This window comes from Sphingomonas sp. SP6 (assembly GCF_058313435.1).
This window is the reverse complement of sequence record NZ_JBZFLG010000004.1, coordinates 246,931-265,676: the sequence shown is the minus strand read 5'-3', so window position 1 is coordinate 265,676 and position 18,746 is coordinate 246,931. Positions and strand designations below refer to the sequence as shown.

The window sequence follows — 18,746 nt, the reverse complement described above, 5'->3', positions numbered from 1 at the left end:
CGCACGGAGTGAAGTGATGACCGAAGACGAAGTCGAATGGTGGGACTATGACGACGCCGCCGAAATGGCGGCGGCCGTCGCGGGCGACATCCAGTTCGTGATCGAGAGCGCGCTCGACGCGCGCGGCGCGGCCGTGATCGCGCTCAGCGGCGGCAAGACTCCGATCCCGATCTACGACACGCTGGCGAAGGCGAAGCTCGACTGGAAGAAGGTAACGATCGTTCCGGTCGACGAGCGTGTCGTTCCGCTGGGCGATCCGCTGTCGAACGTGACCATGATCGGCAAGGCGTTCATCCCGAAGGGCGCGCGCGTGATCCCGATCGTGCCGACCGCCACCGCCGACTACAAGGCGGCGGGTCGCAGCGCCGACGCGCTGATGCAGGATCTGCACTGGCCGCTCGACCTGGTGCTGCTCGGCATGGGCGGCGACGGGCACACCGCGTCGATCTTCCCCGGTCCGGACTATGACGAGGCGCTCAGCGGCCCGCGCGAGCGTCGCGCCCTCGGCGTCATGCCCGATCCGCTCCCCCCGGAGGCGCCGGTCGCGCGCGTGACGCTCAGCCGCGCCGCGATCGTCTCGGCCAAGGCGCTGACCATCGCGATCACCGGCCAGGACAAGCGCCGCGTGCTGGAGGACGCGATCAAGCAGGGCGAAAGCTCACGCTATCCGATCGGCCGCGTGCTGGCGGGCGTCGAGGTGCCCATCGACATTCACTGGGCGGCGTAGCGCCGCACCGCGAACGTCTTCGGATCGTCGCGCCGGACTTGTTCCGGTGGCGGTGGTGCCGCAAAGGGTGACCCGCAGGCTTCGAACGGGGGACGATCGATGCACCCGACGGTCTCCGCCGTCACCGACCGGATCATCGAGCGTAGCCGCGCGTCGCGCGCGCGCTACCTCGACCTGCTCGACCGTGCGCGCGATCAGTGGATCGGGCGACCGAGCCTCGGCTGCGCCAACCTCGCCCACGCTTATGCCGGGACCGAGGAGGACCGCGAGCGGCTGAAGGCCGACCGCGGCATGAACATCGGGCTGGTCACCGCCTATAACGACATGCTCTCCGCCCATGCGGTCTATTACCGTTACCCGGAGCGGATGAAGGTCTGGGCGCGCGAGGTCGGGGCGACCGTCCAGGTCGCGGGCGGCGTGCCCGCGATGTGCGACGGCGTGACCCAGGGCTATGCGGGAATGGAGCTGAGCCTGTTCAGCCGCGACACGATCGCGCTCTCGACCGCGGTCGCGCTGAGCCACGGCACCTTCGAGGGCGCGGCGCTGCTCGGCATCTGCGACAAGATTGTCCCCGGCCTCCTCATGGGCGCGCTTCGCTTCGGCCATCTGCCGATCGTGCTGATCCCCGGCGGACCCATGCCGACCGGCACCCCGAACAAGGCCAAGGCGGCGGTCCGCGAGCGCTACGCGACCGGCGAGGCGACCCGCGACGAGCTGCTCGAGAGCGAGATCGGCGCGTACCATACGCAAGGGACCTGCACCTTCTACGGCACCGCCAACACCAACCAGATGATGATGGAGGTCATGGGGCTCCATGTGCCCGGCGCCGCCTTCGTAAATCCGGGCACCCCGCTCCGCCAGGCGCTGACCCGCGCCGCGGTCCACCGGCTCGCCGCGATAGGCTGGCGCGGCGACGACTATCGTCCCCTGGGGCGCTGCGTCGACGAGCGCGCGATCGTCAACGCCGCGGTCGGCCTGCTCGCGACCGGCGGCTCGACCAACCACCTGCTCCACCTCCCCGCGATCGCGCGCGCCGCCGGCGTGGTGATCGACTGGGAGGATTTCGACCGGCTCTCCGCCGCCGTCCCGACGATCGCGCGGGTCTATCCCAACGGCGCGGCCGACGTGAACGCCTTCGAGGCGGCGGGCGGGATGCCGTTCGTGATCCGCGAGCTGATCGCGAGCGGGCACCTTCATGCCGACATCATGACGATCGCCGAAGGTGGGCTCGCCAATTATGGCGAGAAGCCGCGTCTGGAGGGCGAGACGCTCGCCTGGCGCGACCCCGGCGCGAGCGGCGACGACACCATCCTGCGCCCCGCCGCCGAACCCTTCGCCCCCGACGGCGGCATGCGCATCCTCCAGGGCAATATCGGCCGCGCCTGTATCAAGGTCTCGGCGGTCGAGCGCGACCGGTGGATCGTGGAAGCGCCCGCGCGGGTGTTCGACGACCAGCTCGACGTCCTCGCCGCCTTCGAGCGCGGCGAGCTGGCGCAGGACGTGGTGGTGGTGGTCCGCTTCCAGGGTCCGCGCGCGAACGGGATGCCGGAGCTCCACAAGCTCACCCCGCCGCTCGGCGTCCTCCAGAACCGCGGGTTCAGGGTCGCGCTGGTCACCGACGGGCGCATGTCGGGGGCGAGCGGCAAGGTGCCGTGCGCGATCCACGTCTCGCCGGAGGCGCTGGGGAACGGAGCGATCGGGCTGATCCGCGACGGCGACATCATCCGGGTCGATGCGGTCGCGGGGACGCTCGACGCGCTGGTCGATGCAGGCGTATGGGCCGCCCGCGTGCAGCCGGCGCCCCCATCGCCAGCGGACGGCTTCGGCCGCGAGCTGTTCGGGCTGTTCCGCGGCCTCGCCGACGAGGCGGAAAAGGGCGCGAGCGCGGTGCTCGCGGGGGCAGGACTCTAGATCATGGACATCGTCGCTGTCGACATCGGAGGCACCCACGCCCGCTTCGCGATCGCCGGGGTCGAAGACGGCCGGGTCGTGTCACTCGGCGAGCCGGTCACGCTCAAGACCGCCGAACACGCGAGCCTCCAGACCGCGTGGCAGGCGTTCGAGGCGAAGCACGGCGCGCCCTTGCCCAAGGCGGCGGCGATCTCGGTCGCCTCGCCGATCACCGGCGACGTGATCCGCCTGACCAACAATCCCTGGGTGATCCGCCCCTCGCTGATCCCGGAACGGCTCGGCGCGGACATCTATACGATCATCAACGATTTCGGCGCGGTCGGCCACGCGGTCGCGCAGCTGCCGCACGACGACTTCGAGCATCTGTGCGGTCCCGACGAGCCGCTGCCGGCGCAGGGGGTCACCACCGTCTGCGGCCCCGGGACCGGGCTGGGCGTCGCGCAGGTGTTCAAGACCGACGGCCGGTATTTCGTGCTGTCGACGGAGGGCGGCCACGTCGACTACGCCCCGCTCGACCCGATCGAGGACGCCATCCTCAAGCGGCTCCGCAAGACCTTCACCCGCGTCTCGACCGAGCGCGTCGTCGCCGGCCCGGCGATCGTCGCGATCTACGAGACGCTCGCCGCGCTCCAGAACGACGCGGTGCCGAGCCGCGACGACAAGACCATCTGGGCCGAGGCGCTCGATGGGACCGATCCGCTCGCGCTCGCCGCGCTCGACCGCTTCTGCCTGGCGCTGGGGGCAGTGGCCGGCGACCTCGCGCTCGCACACGGCGCCAAGGGGGTCGTTATCGCGGGTGGGCTGGGCCTCAGGATCAAGGACAAGCTGATCCGATCGGGCTTCGGCCAGCGCTTCGTCGCGAAAGGGCGCTTCCAGACGATGATGGGGTCGATCCCGGTCAAGCTCATCACCCACCCCCAACCCGGCCTGTTCGGCGCTGCGGCCGCCTTCGCGCAGGAGCATCGTTCGTGACCATCGAAGAGATCATGCGGACCAGCGCGGTCATTCCCGTCTTGGTGATCGACGACGCGACCACGGCCCGCCCGCTGGCCGAGGCGCTGGTCGCCGGCGGTTTGCGCGTGCTGGAGGTGACGCTGCGCACCCCCGCGGCCCTGGAGGCGATCGCCGAAATGAAGCGTGTCGAGGGCGCGATCGTCGGAGCGGGGACGGTGGTCGACCCGGACGGCTTCGCGCAGGCGATGGATGCGGGTGCGGAGTTCATCGTATCGCCCGGCCTGACCGAGCGCGTCGCGCGCCCGATCATCGACAGCGGCGTGCCGTTCCTGCCCGGCGTCGCCAACGCCGCCGACCTGATGCGGGGGCTCGACCTTGGTCTGCGCCACTTCAAGTTCTTCCCCGCCGAAGCGAGCGGCGGGTTGCCGACGCTGAAGGCGCTTGCCGCCCCCTTCTATCAATGCCGCTTCTGCCCGACCGGCGGCATCACCGCTACGACCGCGCCCACATGGCTCGCGTTCGGTCCGGTGCTCTGCGTCGGCGGCAGCTGGGTGATCGGCGCGACGGCGGCTGAGACGACGGCACGAGCGAAGGCGGCGGCGGCGCTGCGCTGACCGCCGTTCCCGCGCAGGCCGGGCCCAGCGCAACGAGGGAGTGGCCCGCGGCGCCGGCGCCCGCAAACGCGGGAGCAGGGGCTACAGCGCCACCCCCTCGCGCCCTGCCAGCTCGACCACATAGTGCCATGCGACCCGCCCCGAGCGGCTTCCGCGCCGTGTCGCCCACCGCACCGCATCATTCGGATCGAACGGCAATCCGTATGCCTCGGCATAGCCGCGTACGATCGCCAGATAGCCGTCCTGGTCGACGACGTGGAAGCCGAGGCTGAGCCCGAAGCGGTCCGCCAGCGCCAGCTCGTCGTCCGCCGCATCGCGCGGATTGATCCCGCCCGCGCCCTGGGGATGCTCGCGCGCGACCAGATGCCGCCGGTTCGAGGTGACGAGCAGCCGCACGTTCGCCGGCCGCGCCTCGGCCCCGCCTTCCAGCAGCGAGCGCAGCGCGCGCGCATCGGCGGCGGCGTCGAAGCCGAGATCGTCGAGAAAGATCGCGAACGGCCGCGCCACGCTCGCCAGCGTCCCGAACAGCGCGGGGAGCGTCTCGATCCGCCCGCCCGCGACCTCGACCAGCGCCAGCCCCGCGCCCTCGCCCTGAAGCGCGCCGACCACCGCCTTGACCAGCGCCGACTTCCCCGTCCCGCGCGCGCCCCACAGCAGCACGTCCTGCGCCGCATGGCCTTTCGCCAGCCGACGCAGATTGGCGAGCAGCGCGTCCTTCTGCGCGTCGATCCCGTGGAGCGCGGCGAGCGGCAGCGGCGCGAGCGCGCGCGCTGCGGCGAGGTGATCGCCGCGCCAGACATAGGCCGCGTCTGCAAGCGGATTTGCGGGCGCGGGCGCGGGCGGCGCCAGCCGCTCCAGCGCGGCGGCGATGCGGAGAAGCGGGTCCATGGCCGGGCTATCGGGACTCCCGCCGGCACTGACAAGCACGGGCTCCCGCGCAGGCGCAAGCCCAAAGCTCCCCGCCCACGCGGGGACATTGGGGCTAGAGCGTCTTCGCCAGCGCCGCTGCCGCGTCCCGGTCCGCAAAGGCGGGATTGGCGAGCAGCCGCGCGATCTCGACCTTCGCGGCCTCCCGACGCCCCGCTTCGGCGAGCAGCTGCGCGTAGTGCCAGCGGACGAGCGGGTCGGCGGGCGCCAGCGTGACCGCTTTCACCGACAGCGCCAGCGCGCGCGGCACGTCATCGGCGGCGTAGAGCGACCAGGCGTAAGCGTCCGCCGTCATCGCGCTTGCAGGCTGGAGGGCATAAGCGGCGCGCGCGTACCGCAGCCCCGCCTCCGGATCCTCCGCCCCGACAGAGGCCTGCGCCAATTGCGCGAGCAATACCCAGTCGCGCGAACCGGATTCGGCGCGCACCGCTTCCAGCGAGTCGGTCGCGCCGTCCCAGTCGCGTGCGGCGAGCTGGAGATTGGCGAGCAGCCGCCGCGGGGCGATCGCCTGCGGATTCTGCCCGAGATAGAGGGCGAGCGCATCCGCACCGGCCTTCGGCTGCCCCGCGCTCGCCGCCGCCTCGACCAGCCGCAGCAGCACCGGCGCGCCGAAATCCAGGTTCGCCGCGCTGCGGTAGAGCGCCAGCGCGTCGATGGGGCGACGCTGACGGGAGAGGATGTCGCCGAGCACCAGCCGCGGCGCCGGCGCGCCCGGCGCACCCCGCATCAACGCCGCCGCGCGCGACGCCGCCTCGTCCCAGTGGCCCGCCTCGATCAGCCCGCGGACATATTCGACGGTCGCGTCCGTCGCGCCGTTCTGCGCCGCCACCGCGAGCACCGGCAGCGACGTGTCCTGCCCGAACGGCGCCGAGCCGCCCGCGGCGGGGGCGGCGGCGCGGTCGAGGAAGCGCGCCGCCCAACCGCGCTGGCCGGTCCGCTCGAACGCGCGCGCCACCAGCGTCAGCGTATAGCTGTCGGCGTCGTCCCTGAGCGCCAGGGGCCGCAGCGTCGCCAGCGCTCCCTTCGCATCGCTGGCCCGAAGCTGCGCCGCGCCGAGCAGCCGCCGCGCGACCACGTTCATCGGCTGGATCGCGACCAGCTCGGTCCACGGTCCGATCGCCTGCTGCGGCTTGCCGTCGGCGTAATCGAGTGCGCCGCGGAGCAGCAGCGCGCCCGGCATGTCGTCGACCTGCCCTCCCGTCTTCGCGAGCATCGCGCGCGCGAGATCGCGCCGGCCCGCCCGCGCGGCGAGCACCGCCTGGAGGTAGAGCGCCTGCGCGCTTCCCGGCCGGGCGCGCAGCGCGCGCCGCGTCGCGTCGAGCATCTCGGGGTAGCGCCCGAGGTCGCCCAACGTCGCGGCGGCGTCGATCAGCGCGGGATGGTAGAAGGCGTCGCGCCTGAGCGCCGCCTCGAACCAAGGCAGCGCCGCGATCAGCCCGTAGCGATCACGCACGATCTCGCCGGCGAGCACCAGTGCCTCGAGATGCGTGGGAGCCAGCCGCACCGCCCGCGCCGCCGCCTCAGTCGCGCCGGTGATATCGCCCGCCTGGTAGCGGATGCGCCCGAGCGTCGACCACGCCCTGCCATCCTTCGGATCGGCCGCGAGCAGCCCCACCAACAGCCCCTGCCCCGCGGCGACATCGCCCTGCTGCGCCGTCGCCTGCGCTTTCACCCGCACGGCGAGCGGCTCGCGGCCAGCGCGGCTCGCCTCCAGCATCGCGGTCGCCAGGTCACCCTGGAGCAACGCCGCCTGCGCCTGCATCGCGTGCAGCCGAGCAAGCGGGACCCCGGCGGCCGCCGCGCGCTGGAGCGCGCCGTCGGCATGCGCGCCGTCGCCGAGCGCCAATGACGCGGTCGCGAGCGCGACGGTCCCCTCGCCGGAGTCCGGCGCGACCGTGAGCGCCGCGAGCGCATGATCACGCGCGGCGCTGAAATCGCCTCGTGCCAGCGCCGCCTTGCTCGCGGCAAGCTCGCGCAACGGGTCGGGGCGCGCCGCGCGGGTCGCCAGAAACACCACCGTCGCCGCGACGCCCAGCGCCAGGACGATCAGCCCGATGCGCGCCGCCACCCGGACCGTCGCCCACGACAACAGCCACCGGCGAACCCTGCGCCGGCGCCGTTCGCGTGGTCGCGTGCCGCGCAGCAGCGGATACCGCGACGGCTCGTCAAGCATGCAGGTCGTAGGACCTGAGCAGGTCGTAGAGCGTCGGCCGACTGACGCCGAGCAGCCGCGCGGTGTTCGAGATGTTGCCGTCGGCACGCGCGAGGGCATGGCGGATCACCCGCCGGTCGGTCTCCTCGCGGGCGGCGCGCAGCGATACCGGCAACTCGTCGGGCTCGGACAGATCGAGGTCGGCGGCGGTGACGAGCTTGCCGTCGGCCATGATCACCGCGCGCTTGATCCGGTTCTCCAGCTCGCGGACGTTCCCCGGCCAGCGCCATGCGTCGACCGCGGCGCGCGCGTCCGGGCTGAGCCCGGTGACCGGCCGCTTCATCGCGCGCGCATGATGCCCGACGAAATGCCGGGCGAGCAGGCCCGCGTCTCCGGCGCGCTCCGCAAGGGAGGGGATGCGGACGACGATCTCGGCGAGCCGATAGTAGAGATCCTCGCGGAAGGTCTCGGCGCGCACCATCGCGTCGATGTCGCGGTGGGTGGCGCAAACGACGCGCGTGTCGACCGGGATCGCCTTGCGCCCGCCGATCCGCTCGATCGTGCGTTCCTGGAGGAAGCGGAGCAGCTTGACCTGAAGGGCCAGCGGCACGTCGCCGATCTCGTCGAGGAACAATGTGCCGCCGTGCGCCTGTTCGATCTTGCCCTCGGTGGTCTTGATCGCGCCGGTGAACGCGCCCTTCTCGTGCCCGAACAGCTCGCTCTCGAGCAGCGGCTCCGGGATCGCGGCGCAGTTGATCGCGACGAACTGCCCCCGTCGCCGCGAGGCGTCGTGGAGCCCGCGTGCGAGCAGCTCCTTGCCCGTTCCGCTGGCGCCCAGCAGCATGACCGAGACGTCGGCGGCGGCGACGCGCTCGATCGTGCGGGTGACCTTGAGCATCTCGGGCGCGGCGGTGATGATCCCGCCCAGACCGGCTTCTGCCGAGCCGCCGCGTGCGGCGAGCCGGCGGTTCTCCGCTTCCAGCGCGTGGACGTGGAACGCGCGCGCGACGATCAGCCCCAATGCGTCGATGTCGATCGGCTTGGCGTAGAAGTCCCACGCGCCGTCCGCGATAGCCTTGAGCGCGCTCTCGCGGGCGCCATGCCCGGAGGCGACGATCACCTTGGTTTCCGGCCGGAGCGCCAGGATCTCGGCGAGCGCGGCAAAGCCTTCGGCGGTTCCGTCGGGATCGGGCGGCAGCCCGAGATCGAGCGTCACCACCTGCGGCGCGTGCGCGCGCACCGCCTCGATGGCCTCGACGCGGTCGGCGGCGACGATCACCTGATAGCCCTCGTATGCCCAGCGGAGCTGGCGCTGGAGGCCCAGGTCGTCCTCGACGATCAGCAGGGTGCGCTCGGTCATGCGGCGTGGTCCATCAGCTGGGGTGCGGCGGCCGGCAGCATCACCCGGAACCGCGTGCCCTCGCCCTCGCGGCTGTCGACGGCGACCGCGCCGCCCATCGCCTCGGCGAGCTGGCGCGCCTCGAACGCGCCGATCCCGAACCCGCCCGCCTTTGACGAATCGAATGGCTTGAACAGCCGGTCGCGGACGAAAGCTGGGGACATGCCCTGCCCCCGATCGGCGATTTCGACCGCCACTGCGTCGCCGACGCCTTCGGCGCGCAGCACCACCGCCACACCGGGTCGGCTGGCCTCGACCGCGTTCTGGAGAAGATGGCCGATCAGCGTCTCGAGCGCGGCGGGCTCGGCGCGGACGATCAGCGCCGCGTCGGCGCTCACCTCCACCGGATGCTGCGCACGCCGCGCCTGCGCGATCCGGGCGAGGAGCGGCGCGACCGCGACGTCCACGGCAGCCGCCGGCTGACGCGGCCCGTGCTGCGACAGCCGCGCGAGCAGCGCGTTCATCCGGTCGGAGGAATCGCGCAGCGTCGCCACCATGTCGGCTCGGAACTCCGGATTGTCGGCGTGGCGCTCGGCGTTGCGCGCGGTGAGCGTCAGCTGGCTGACGAGATTCTTCAGATCGTGCAGAATGAACGCGAAGCGTCGGTTGAACTCGTCGAACCGCTCGGCGTCCGCCAGCGCGGCGCGCGCGCGATCCTCGCTCAGGTAGCTTGCGACCTGCTGCCCCGCGACGCCCAGCAGGTCGAAATCCTCCCAATCCAGCGCGCGGTCGATCGGCGGGCGCGACAGCACGATCGCCCCGGCGAGCGCCCCGCCGTGGATCAGCGGCACGATCGCCCAGGCGTCGCCCATGCCGACCAGCGCGGGCGGCGCCGCCTCGATCTCCGTCGGATCGGCGCGACGAGTGCGGACGGCATCCAGCTCGACGATCCGGCGGGTCGCCGCGAGATGCCGCACCAGCGCGGCATCGCCCCGCACGTCGGCCGGGCCGCTCCAGCGCCACGTCGCGGCGGTGCCCAGCCCGTCGCCATCGGGAACCAGGAGCACCCCGCCCGGCGAATCGGTCAAGTCCGCCACCGCCTTGACCACGCGCTCGCCGAGCGACGCGCCGCCGGGCGTGCCCAGCGTCTCGGTGAACCGCAGCCATTCGGCGCGGTAGTCGTAGCGATGCGCGAACAGATGCTTGGCGACCATCACCTTGGCCCAGGCGCGCAGCCACGGCGTCGAGCCGATCGTCACCAGCGCGGCGGCGGAGCCGAACACCAGCGCCGTCTGCGCGATCCTCGCCGCATCCCCCCCGATCTCGCCGAGCAACGCCGTCGCGAACCCCGTCACGGCGACGTAGAGCCCGATCGCCACGACGGTCAGCGACTGGAAGGCGACCGTACGCGATACCTGGAGCTCGCCCGCGCTCCGCCGCGCCGCGAGCGAGAAGGCGGGGACCAACGCGACCAGCGCCACGCCGCGCGCCGCGATCAAGGCGACGGGCCAGCGCCCGGCGAACCAGCTCGACGCGAACAGGACGAGGTCGACGCTCCACATCGCGGCGAGCGCCAGCACCGCCACCCGGCCGCCGATCCGCGCGCGCGCGCCGCCCACCTCGCGCAGCAGCAACAGCGCGCCGAGCGCGGCCATCATGCGCAGCCCCAGCCGCGCTTGGCCGATGTCGGTCAGCGCCTGCGGGTCGCGCACCACGTCGTCGATCAGGGCCAGCGCCATGCCGAGCACCGTGACGCCGCCGACCGCGAGGTAGAGCGCCTGGACGCCGCGCGACGGCCGCCGTCCCGCCGCCCGCGCCAGCGCCGCGGTGAACACCAACCAGCCGAGCACCCGTGCGCCGTCCGCCAGCCGCGTCGCCGCGTCGCCGAACCCGATCCCCGCGACCGCGAGCAGCCACAAGGCGGTGAGCGCCAAGGCGGCGACGAACGGCACCGCGGGCACCCCACCGCCCGGCTTCCTTGCCTGCGCCAATGCCACGACCGCATAGAGCAGCGCCGCGAGCGCGTGGATCCAGAGGATCAGCGGCTGCATCTCAGCGCGCGCCCTCGGGCCACAGCACCACCCGCAGCGTCTGGAGCAGGATCAGCAGATCGAGGAACGGCGAATAGTTCTTGGCGTAATAGAGGTCGTATTCCAGCTTGTGCCGCGCATCCTCGACGCTTGCGCCATAGGGATAATTGATCTGCGCCCAGCCGGTGATCCCCGGCTTCACCATGTGGCGCTCGGCGTAATAAGGCAGCTCGCGCTCCAGGCTGTCGACGAATTGCGGGCGCTCGGGCCGAGGGCCGACGAAGCTCATCTCGCCCTTCAGCACGCTCCAGCACTGCGGCAGCTCGTCGATCCGGACCTTGCGGATGAAGCGGCCGATGCGGGTGATCCGCGGATCGTCCTTCTCCGCCCACACGGCGACCCCGATCGTCTCGGCGTCCTGACGCATCGAGCGCAGCTTCAGGATGTCGAACGGCTCGTTGAACAAGCCGACACGGCGCTGCCGGTAGAAGGCGGGACCGCGCGATTCGAATTTGATCGCGATGGCGAACACGACCACGATCGGGACCGTCAGGACCAGCAGCACCAGGCTGGCGACCACGTCGAACACGCGCTTGACCACGCTCGACAGCATCCGTCCCGACGAGAAGCCGTCGGAGAAGATCAGCCACGAAGGATTGACGCTCTGGAGATCGATCCGCCCGGTCTCGCGCTCAAGGAAGCTCGAGAAGTCGTTGACGTTGACACCCGTCGTCTTGACGCGGAGCAGGTCCTTGAGCGGCAGCGCGTTCCTGCGCTCCTCGATCGCCAGCACCACCTCGGTCGCGCGCAGGTCGACGACATGGGCGGCAAGGTTCTCGATCGCCTCGCGCGGAACGGCCGAGGCGATCGTCTGCGCGACCCCCATCGCGACGAAGCCGGCGATCGTGAAGCTGGACTCGGGCTTTTCCGCCAGCGCCGCGAGCCGCTCGGCGCGGGGGCCCGCTCCCAGCACGACCACGCGGCGCTTCAGCATCTCGCCGCCGATCACGCGGCCGAAGAACAGCCGCACGAGCACCAGCAGGATCGCCGACAGGATCATCGACAGGAACAGGTTCGATCGCCAGAAGGTCAGCGCGGGGACGAGAAAGAAGATGATCGATTGGAAGATCACGCCCAGCGACACCGCCACCAGCACCCGTGCCACCGCGAACCGCATCGACTGGAGCGACAGCGCGCCGTAAGCGCCGACCGCGACCATCGCGGTCTCCAGCGTGACCGCGAAGGTGACGAGCTGGGGCAGACGGGTGTGGATCGGTTCGACGAGCATCCCGATCTGGTGCGCGCGGATCAGCCAGCCCGCCTCGGCGGCGGCGAGCAGCAGCACGACGTCGAGCACGCCGAGCAGAAGCACCGCATTGGGGACGTAATGCCTGAAGACCCTGATCATCGCGCCGTCCGGGACCTTCGAGTGTAAGGATATCCGACGCCGGGATGTCGCAGGAAAGGGCAAACAAAGTCTGAACGTTGCCGCTCCGGATCGTTTTCCGGCGTAAGGCGTTCGGGGCGCGGGGGAGTGTCCGATCGTCGCCGGGGCCCCATCGTTGCGTGCGTCGCAGCGGATCGCAGGCGGCTGGAGCACCGAATGACCGATACGACGATCGTTCCCGTGATTCTCTCGGGCGGATCGGGGACGCGGCTGTGGCCGATGTCCACGCCCGAACGCCCCAAGCAGTTCCTGCCGCTCACCGCCGAGGAGACGATGCTCCAGCTGACGGCGCAGCGGACCACCGGCGGACGGTTCGGACGCCCCATGATCGTCGCGGGCGCGCGGCATGCGGACGAGATCGACGCCCAGCTAGGCGGAATCGGCGTCGACGCGCTGCTCGTGCTGGAGCCGCTGGCGCGCAACACCGGCCCCGCGATCGCACTCGCCGCGCTCGCGGTCGACGTCGCCGAGACGCCGATGCTCGTCATGCCGTCGGATCACGTCATCGGCGACCTCGCCGCCTTCCAACGTGCGATCCACGCCGCCATGCCGCTGGTCGAGCAGGGCTGGCTGATCACCTTCGGCATCACCCCCGACGCGCCCGAGACCGGCTACGGCTACATCCGCATCGGCGAGGCGCTGGCCGAAGGAGTCCACCGGGTCGACCGCTTCGTCGAAAAGCCGCAGCGCGCGGTCGCCGAGCAGATGCTGGCGTCGGGCGACTATGCCTGGAACGGAGGCATCTTCCTGTTCCGCGCCGACGCTTTCCTCCACGCTTTGGCGACCCATGCGCCGGCGATGCTCGACGCGGCGAAGCGCGCGATGGGCGCGAGCGAACGCCATGGTCACCGCATCCTCCCCGACGCCCAGGCCTTCGCCGCCAGCCCGTCGGAGTCGATCGACTATGCGGTGATGGAGAAGGCCGACCGCGTGGCGGTGGTCCCGGTCGCGATGGGCTGGTCCGACGTCGGCAGCTGGGACGCGCTCCACGCCGTCTCCTCGCTCGATGAATCCGGTAATGCGATGCGCGGGACGGTGACCGTGCTCGACAGCAGGAACTGCCTCGTCCACACCGACCGCGCGCATATCGCGATGGTCGGGGTCGACGACCTGATCGTGGTCGCGAGCGGCGACGACATCCTGATCCTGCCGCGCGGCCGCAGCCAGGAGGTCAAGCAGCTGCTGGAGGCGATGAACACCCGCGACTGACGTGCAAGGTCAGTCCCGCACGAAGATTTCGGAAGACGGGATGGAGTCGTCGAGCGACGACAGTAGAGGTCCTCGCCAGACTGTAGCCGTTCGTCGATCCAGCCGGTGTCGCCGGTCCGCCTGACCAGACGGACGCACTCCGATTCGGCGTCGACGAAGACGACCTCGTAAACGCCGGCAAGATCGCGATATTCGTCCAGCTTTACCTTCTGGTCGTGACGCGAGGTCGACGGAGACCGGGACGCGGCGATACGCCGGATCAAGCGCGACCGTGGCCATACGATCCGCATACCCCATTTTCGCAAACGAAAGGAGGGCCGGACGCAGGTGCGTCCAGCCCTCCTCCATGGTTTGGCTCGGCAGCGGCGAAGCCGGCCGCTGACGTCGAGCGGGTCCGACTGCGCGGACCCGCCGGCGGTTCCGACCTCGTGTCGGGAGCAGCTTTCGCTGCTCCCGTCCGAAATCAGAAGTCCATCCCGCCCATGCCGCCGCCCATGCCGCCGCCGGGCATGGCCGGCGCCTTGTCCTCGGGCATCTCCGAGACCGCGGCCTCGGTGGTGATCAGCAGCCCGGCGACCGACGCCGCGTTCTGCAGCGCGGTGCGGACGACCTTGGTCGGGTCGATCACGCCGGCCTGGACCAGGTTCTCGTAGGTCTCGGTCTGGGCGTTGAAGCCGAACGAGGTGTCGGTCTGGTCGAGCAGCTTGCCCGAGACGACCGCGCCGTCCATGCCGGCGTTCATCGCGATCTGGCGAACCAGCGAGGTCAGCGACTTGCGGACGATGTCGATGCCGCGGGTCTGGTCGTCGTTCTCGCCCTTCATGCCGTCGAGCGCCTTGGTGGCGTAGAGCAGCGCGGTGCCGCCGCCCGGGACGATGCCCTCTTCCACCGCCGCGCGGGTCGCGTGGAGCGCGTCGTCGACGCGGTCCTTGCGCTCCTTGACCTCGACCTCGGTGGCGCCGCCGACCTTGATGACGGCCACGCCGCCCGCGAGCTTCGCCAGACGCTCCTGGAGCTTCTCACGGTCGTAGTCGGAGGTGGTCACCTCGATCTGTTGACGGATCGCCTCGACCCGGCCCTTGATCGAGCCTTCGTCACCGGCGCCGTCGACGATCGTGGTGTTGTCCTTGTCGATCGACACGCGCTTGGCGGTGCCGAGCATGCCCACGGTCACGTTCTCGAGCTTGATGCCGAGATCCTCGGAGATCACCTCGCCCTTGGTGAGGACGGCGATGTCCTCGAGCATCGCCTTGCGGCGATCGCCGAAGCCCGGCGCCTTGACGGCCGCGACCTTCAGGCCGCCGCGCAGCTTGTTCACGACGAGCGTGGCCAGCGCCTCGCCCTCGATGTCCTCGGCGATGATCAGCAGCGGACGGCCCGACTGCACCACCGCCTCGAGGATCGGCAGCATCGCCTGGAGCGACGACAGCTTCTTCTCGTGGATCAGAATGTACGGATCGGTCAGCTCGACCGACATCTTCTCCGGGTTGGTGATGAAGTACGGCGACAGATAGCCGCGATCGAACTGCATGCCCTCGACGACGTCCAGCTCGAACTCGAGGCCCTTGGCCTCCTCGACCGTGATGACGCCTTCCTTGCCGACCTTCTCCATCGCTTCCGCGATCTTCTCGCCGACTTCCTTGTCGCCGTTCGCGGAGATGATGCCGACCTGGGCGATCTCGCTGGTGCCCGAGACGGGCTTCGAGCGCGACTTGACGTCCTCGACGACCTTGAGGGTCGCGAGGTCGATGCCGCGCTTGAGGTCCATCGGGTTCATGCCGGCCGCGACCGACTTCATGCCCTCGCGGACGATCGCCTGAGCGAGGACGGTCGCGGTGGTGGTGCCGTCGCCGGCGATGTCGTTGGTCTTCGAGGCCACCTCGCGCACCATCTGCGCGCCCATGTTCTCGAACTTGTCCTTGAGCTCGATCTCCTTGGCGACGGTGACGCCGTCCTTGGTGATACGCGGCGCGCCGAAGCTCTTGTCGATCACGACGTTGCGGCCCTTCGGCCCCAGCGTGACCTTGACCGCGTCGGCCAGGATGTCGACGCCCTTCATGATGCGCTCGCGCGCGTCACGGCTGAATTTCACGTCCTTGGCTGCCATGTGGCTACCCTTTCAGATGTGTGAGATGAAAAATGGAGGAGAAGAAGCGATCAGCCCTCGACGATGCCGAGGATGTCCGATTCCTTCATGATCAGCAGGTCCTCGCCGTTGACCTTGACCTCGGTGCCGGACCATTTGCCGAACAGGATGCGGTTGCCGGCCTGGACGTCGAGCGGGGTGACGCTGCCGTCCTTCTCGCTCTTGGTGCCGGTGCCGACGGCGACGACCTCGCCCTCCTGCGGCTTCTCCTTGGCGGTGTCGGGGATGATGATCCCACCGGCCGTCTTCTCCTCCGCCTCGACGCGGCGGACGAGAACACGGTCGTGCAACGGACGAAAGTTCATTGCTGTACCTCACTTGGCTATGACTGGGTTTGGCACTCCCCAAGGGTGAGTGCCAGCAGCCCGCATATGTGAGGCCGTTCACATGCCGTCAATGGGGGCGACCGGGCCGCGCGGAACCTTTTTTCAGGCGGGACGTGGCGCCAGCAGGCCCAGCCGTCCGCGCGCGCTCCAGCGCCACAGCAGCAGCCCCGCGACGACCAGCAGCCCGACCGCCAGGCCGATCCAGATGCCGACGCCCGCGAGGGGGGTCCGGAAGCCCAGCAGCACCGCCACGCCGAAGCCGACCACCCAGTAACCGAACAGCGCGACCAGCATCGGCACGCGCGTGTCCTGCAACCCGCGAAGCACCCCTGCCGCCACCGCCTGCGCGCCGTCGACCAGCTGGAACACCGCCGCCACCGCGAGATAGCGGACCGCCAGCGCCACCACGACGGCGTTCGCCGGCGCGTCGACGTCGACGTAGGCCGCGACGAATAGCCGCGGCGCGACCCACATTGCGGCCGCGCTCACCCCCATGAAGCCGATCCCGACCGCCAGCGCCACCCGACCCGCGCGCCCGACCCATCCCGCATCCCCCGCGCCGTACGCCATCCCGACCCGGATCGTCGCCGCCTGCGCCACGCCGAACGGCACCTGAAACGCGACCGCGGCGATATTGAGCGCAACCGCATGCGCGGCGACCTCGTCGACCCCGATCAGCCCCATGAGCAGCGCCGCGCCGCCGAACAGCGCGCCCTCGAACATCCAGGTCAGCATGATCGGCACGCCCAGCCGCACGATCTCACGGAAGCGCACCCATTCGGTTTGCCACCAGCGCCCCCACAGCCGAAAGCGCCGCAACTTCGGGTCGAAACGCAGGATCAGTCCATAGACCAGCGCCATCGCCCACATCGACAGCACGCTGGAGATCGCCGACCCCTCCAGCCCGAGCGCGGGCGCGCCGAGGTGGCCGAACACGAACGCCCAATTGCCCAGGATGCCGAGCGCGAGCGCGACCCCGGTGACCAGGAACGCCCAGCCCGGCCGCCCGAGCGCCGCCGCGGCGGTCCGCATCACCCCCGCCGCGACGCCGGGGATCGTCGCCAGCAGCAGGATGTCGAGGAACCGGCCCGCGCGGCGCGCCACCTCGGCGTCCTGTCCCGCAAGGCGCAGCAACGTCTCGCCATGCGCCAGGATGAGGATCACGATCCCGCACGCGACCGCGCCGACCCACATCGCCATCCGGAAGCTGCGCCGCACCTCGCGCACCGCATGACGGCGGGCGCCCAACTCGGCGGCGATCAGCGGCGCGGCGGCGCTGGTCAGCCCGATGCAGGCGTACATCAGCAGGTTGAACAGGAACACGCCGAGCGTCGCCGCGGCGAGCTCGACCGTCCCCAGCCGCGCGACGAAGATCACGTCCACCGCGCTGACCGCCATCTGGAGCAGGTTCGCCCCTACCAGCGGCCCCGCCAACCGCACGAGCGCGCGCAGTTCCGCCCGTGCGTTCGCGGGCGCCGGGCCGGCGAGCGGCGCGAGAGCGGGGTTGTCCATGACGGCGCGGCGTTAGGCGGTTCCGGGCCTGCTGCAAACCATCCGGACGGCCGCGCGCCTCGCCGGTGGTCTCAAGAGCGTCCGCGTCCTCGTTCCCGCCGAAAGTTCCGGCTCACCCAAACGGGTCGTTGGCAGGCGCGACGCGCCCGCGTAACACCGCGCCAAGGTCGACGATCGGCCCGAGGCGCTCCGGACGCTTCGCGCAAGAGGGCTGCGGGGAGAGCGGATGGCAGAAGCGACCGACGCGACGTTGACCGACGCGCTGCTGCGAACCGGCAAGGGGGACCGACGGGCGTTCCGTCTGGTCTATCGGCTGACGGCTGCGAAGCTATTCGGCATTTGCCTGCGTATCTGCGGTGAACGCAAAGCGGCGGAAGATGTGTTGCAGGACGTGTTCGTCACCATCTGGCTTCGCGCGGACAGGTTCGATCCTGGGCGGGGAAGCGCGATGGCCTGGCTGGGAACGATGACGCGGAACCGCTCGCTCGACTGGCGTCGATCCGACCGGCCCGGAATGGTGTCGACCGACGCCCTCGCCGCGATCGCGGACGCCTCGCCTTCGGCTGTCGACCGGTTGATGCTCGACGAACGGGAGCGACGCCTTCACCTGTGCCTAGAGGACCTGGACGGGCCGCAACGCGACGCGATCCGCACCGCATTCTTCGAAGGGGCCACCTATGGGGAGCTCGCGGCACGGGCGTCGGTCCCGCTCGGCACGATGAAGAGCCGGGTGCGGCGCGGCCTCATGCGCTTGCGGGAGTGCCTCGATGGCGCTCACGCCTGACGATCAGGTCGACGCCGCCGAGCTGGCGCTCGGTCTTGTCGACGGCCAGGAGCGCGCGACGCGGTTGCGCCGCGTCCTGGCGGAGCCGGAGTTCGCGGCGGCGGTCGACGAGTGGCGGAGCGCCTTCGTCGGCCTGATCGCGGCGTGTCCGGAGGTGGAACCACCGGCGGCGATCGAGCGGTCACTCGCCCGGCTCGGCGCGACGGCGAACCCTTGGCGTTGGGGAACCGCCGCGGCCTCGCTCGTCGCCGCATCGCTCGCGCTCGCGCTCGTCCTCCGTCCGGCGGCGGGCCCCTCGCCCGCGCCCCCCGCCTCCCCGACCTATGCGGCGGCGATGAGCTTCGCCGCCGACACGAAGGGCAAGGCGTTCGCGGCACTGTACCAGCCGGACCGCGGCCAATTGCGCCTGCCGCTGGCGATCGACGTGCCACGCGGCCGTTCCGCCGAGCTCTGGCGGATCGGCGCGGACGGCGTACCCCATTCGCTCGGTGTGCTGACCGGCGCCCGCACCACCGTCATCGCGCTGCGCGACACCGACCGCGCCGCGCTCGCGCAGGGGGCCACGCTCGCGGTCACCATCGAGCAGCCGGGAGGTTCGCCGACCGGGCTGCCGGCCGGACCCGTGGTCGCGAGCGGCGAACTCAGACCGATCTGACGCGCCGAGTGCG

The 18,746-nt window shown here is 71.0% G+C and carries 15 protein-coding genes; 7 read left to right on the top strand and 8 right to left on the bottom strand.

What is annotated here, in order from left to right:
* Positions 1–16: 16 nt before the first annotated feature.
* The 4 genes from pgl to eda all read left to right on the top strand — a co-directional run bounded on the left by pgl (position 17) and on the right by eda (position 4,206).
* Positions 17–727: a 6-phosphogluconolactonase gene (pgl, locus tag AC4GYY_RS14725; protein ID WP_491121619.1), complete on the top strand. Its 711-nt coding sequence runs from the start codon at positions 17–19 to the stop codon at positions 725–727.
* A 99-nt stretch (positions 728–826) separates the two neighbouring features.
* Positions 827–2,638 carry a phosphogluconate dehydratase gene (gene edd / locus AC4GYY_RS14720; RefSeq protein WP_491121618.1) on the top strand — a complete coding sequence of 604 codons (1,812 nt, stop codon included), beginning with the start codon at positions 827–829 and terminating at the stop codon, positions 2,636–2,638.
* Positions 2,639–2,641: 3 nt separating this feature from the next.
* Complete coding sequence (gene glk, locus AC4GYY_RS14715; protein WP_491121617.1) at positions 2,642–3,610, top strand: glucokinase; 969 nt, start codon at positions 2,642–2,644, stop codon at positions 3,608–3,610.
* Positions 3,611–3,624: 14 nt separating this feature from the next.
* Positions 3,625–4,206: a bifunctional 4-hydroxy-2-oxoglutarate aldolase/2-dehydro-3-deoxy-phosphogluconate aldolase gene (gene eda, locus AC4GYY_RS14710; RefSeq protein ID WP_491122014.1), complete on the top strand. Its 582-nt coding sequence runs from the start codon at positions 3,625–3,627 to the stop codon at positions 4,204–4,206.
* A gap of 81 nt (positions 4,207–4,287) precedes the next feature.
* Here eda and AC4GYY_RS14705 read toward each other — a convergent pair whose 3' ends face one another.
* From AC4GYY_RS14705 to AC4GYY_RS14685, 5 genes are all read right to left on the bottom strand, one after another.
* The gene (locus tag AC4GYY_RS14705) at positions 4,288–5,094 is read right to left on the bottom strand and encodes a DUF815 domain-containing protein (protein ID WP_491121616.1); all 807 of its coding nucleotides are present in this window, start codon (positions 5,092–5,094) and stop codon (positions 4,288–4,290) included.
* A gap of 94 nt (positions 5,095–5,188) precedes the next feature.
* Positions 5,189–7,201 (bottom strand): tetratricopeptide repeat protein, encoded by a 2,013-nt coding sequence (locus AC4GYY_RS14700; protein ID WP_491121615.1) that lies wholly within the window; start codon positions 7,199–7,201, stop codon positions 5,189–5,191.
* Between the two features lie 97 nt (positions 7,202–7,298).
* Entirely contained in the window at positions 7,299–8,645 is a 1,347-nt protein-coding gene (gene prsR, locus AC4GYY_RS14695; protein WP_491121614.1) for a PEP-CTERM-box response regulator transcription factor, read from the bottom strand.
* Positions 8,642–10,675: an XrtA/PEP-CTERM system histidine kinase PrsK gene (gene prsK, locus AC4GYY_RS14690; RefSeq protein ID WP_491121613.1), complete on the bottom strand. Its 2,034-nt coding sequence runs from the start codon at positions 10,673–10,675 to the stop codon at positions 8,642–8,644. Before prsK ends, prsR begins: the two co-directional genes overlap by 4 nt.
* 1 nt (position 10,676) lies before the next feature.
* Positions 10,677–12,062: a TIGR03013 family XrtA/PEP-CTERM system glycosyltransferase gene (locus AC4GYY_RS14685; RefSeq protein WP_491121612.1), complete on the bottom strand. Its 1,386-nt coding sequence runs from the start codon at positions 12,060–12,062 to the stop codon at positions 10,677–10,679.
* Positions 12,063–12,257: 195 nt separating this feature from the next.
* Between AC4GYY_RS14685 and AC4GYY_RS14680 the strand changes: the two genes are divergently transcribed.
* Entirely contained in the window at positions 12,258–13,310 is a 1,053-nt protein-coding gene (locus tag AC4GYY_RS14680; RefSeq protein ID WP_491121611.1) for a mannose-1-phosphate guanylyltransferase/mannose-6-phosphate isomerase, read from the top strand.
* A 463-nt stretch (positions 13,311–13,773) separates the two neighbouring features.
* Here the strand turns inward: AC4GYY_RS14680 and groL are convergent, their stop codons facing one another.
* The 3 genes from groL to AC4GYY_RS14665 form a co-directional block, all read right to left on the bottom strand.
* Positions 13,774–15,417 carry a chaperonin GroEL gene (gene groL / locus AC4GYY_RS14675; RefSeq protein WP_491121610.1) on the bottom strand — a complete coding sequence of 548 codons (1,644 nt, stop codon included), beginning with the start codon at positions 15,415–15,417 and terminating at the stop codon, positions 13,774–13,776.
* Between the two features lie 50 nt (positions 15,418–15,467).
* Positions 15,468–15,761, bottom strand: a complete 294-nt coding sequence (groES, locus tag AC4GYY_RS14670) for a co-chaperone GroES (RefSeq protein ID WP_491121608.1) — start codon at positions 15,759–15,761, stop codon at positions 15,468–15,470.
* Between the two features lie 123 nt (positions 15,762–15,884).
* Positions 15,885–17,294, bottom strand: a complete 1,410-nt coding sequence (locus tag AC4GYY_RS14665; protein WP_491121607.1) for an MATE family efflux transporter — start codon at positions 17,292–17,294, stop codon at positions 15,885–15,887.
* A 226-nt stretch (positions 17,295–17,520) separates the two neighbouring features.
* Between AC4GYY_RS14665 and AC4GYY_RS14660 the strand changes: the two genes are divergently transcribed.
* Both AC4GYY_RS14660 and AC4GYY_RS14655 read left to right on the top strand, forming a co-directional pair.
* Positions 17,521–18,078 (top strand): sigma-70 family RNA polymerase sigma factor, encoded by a 558-nt coding sequence (locus AC4GYY_RS14660; RefSeq protein ID WP_491121606.1) that lies wholly within the window; start codon positions 17,521–17,523, stop codon positions 18,076–18,078.
* On the top strand, positions 18,062–18,733 hold the full coding sequence (locus AC4GYY_RS14655) for an anti-sigma factor (protein WP_491121605.1): 672 nt from the start codon (positions 18,062–18,064) through the stop codon (positions 18,731–18,733). The genes AC4GYY_RS14660 and AC4GYY_RS14655 overlap by 17 nt, the downstream gene beginning before the upstream one ends.
* Positions 18,734–18,746 lie beyond the last annotated feature (13 nt).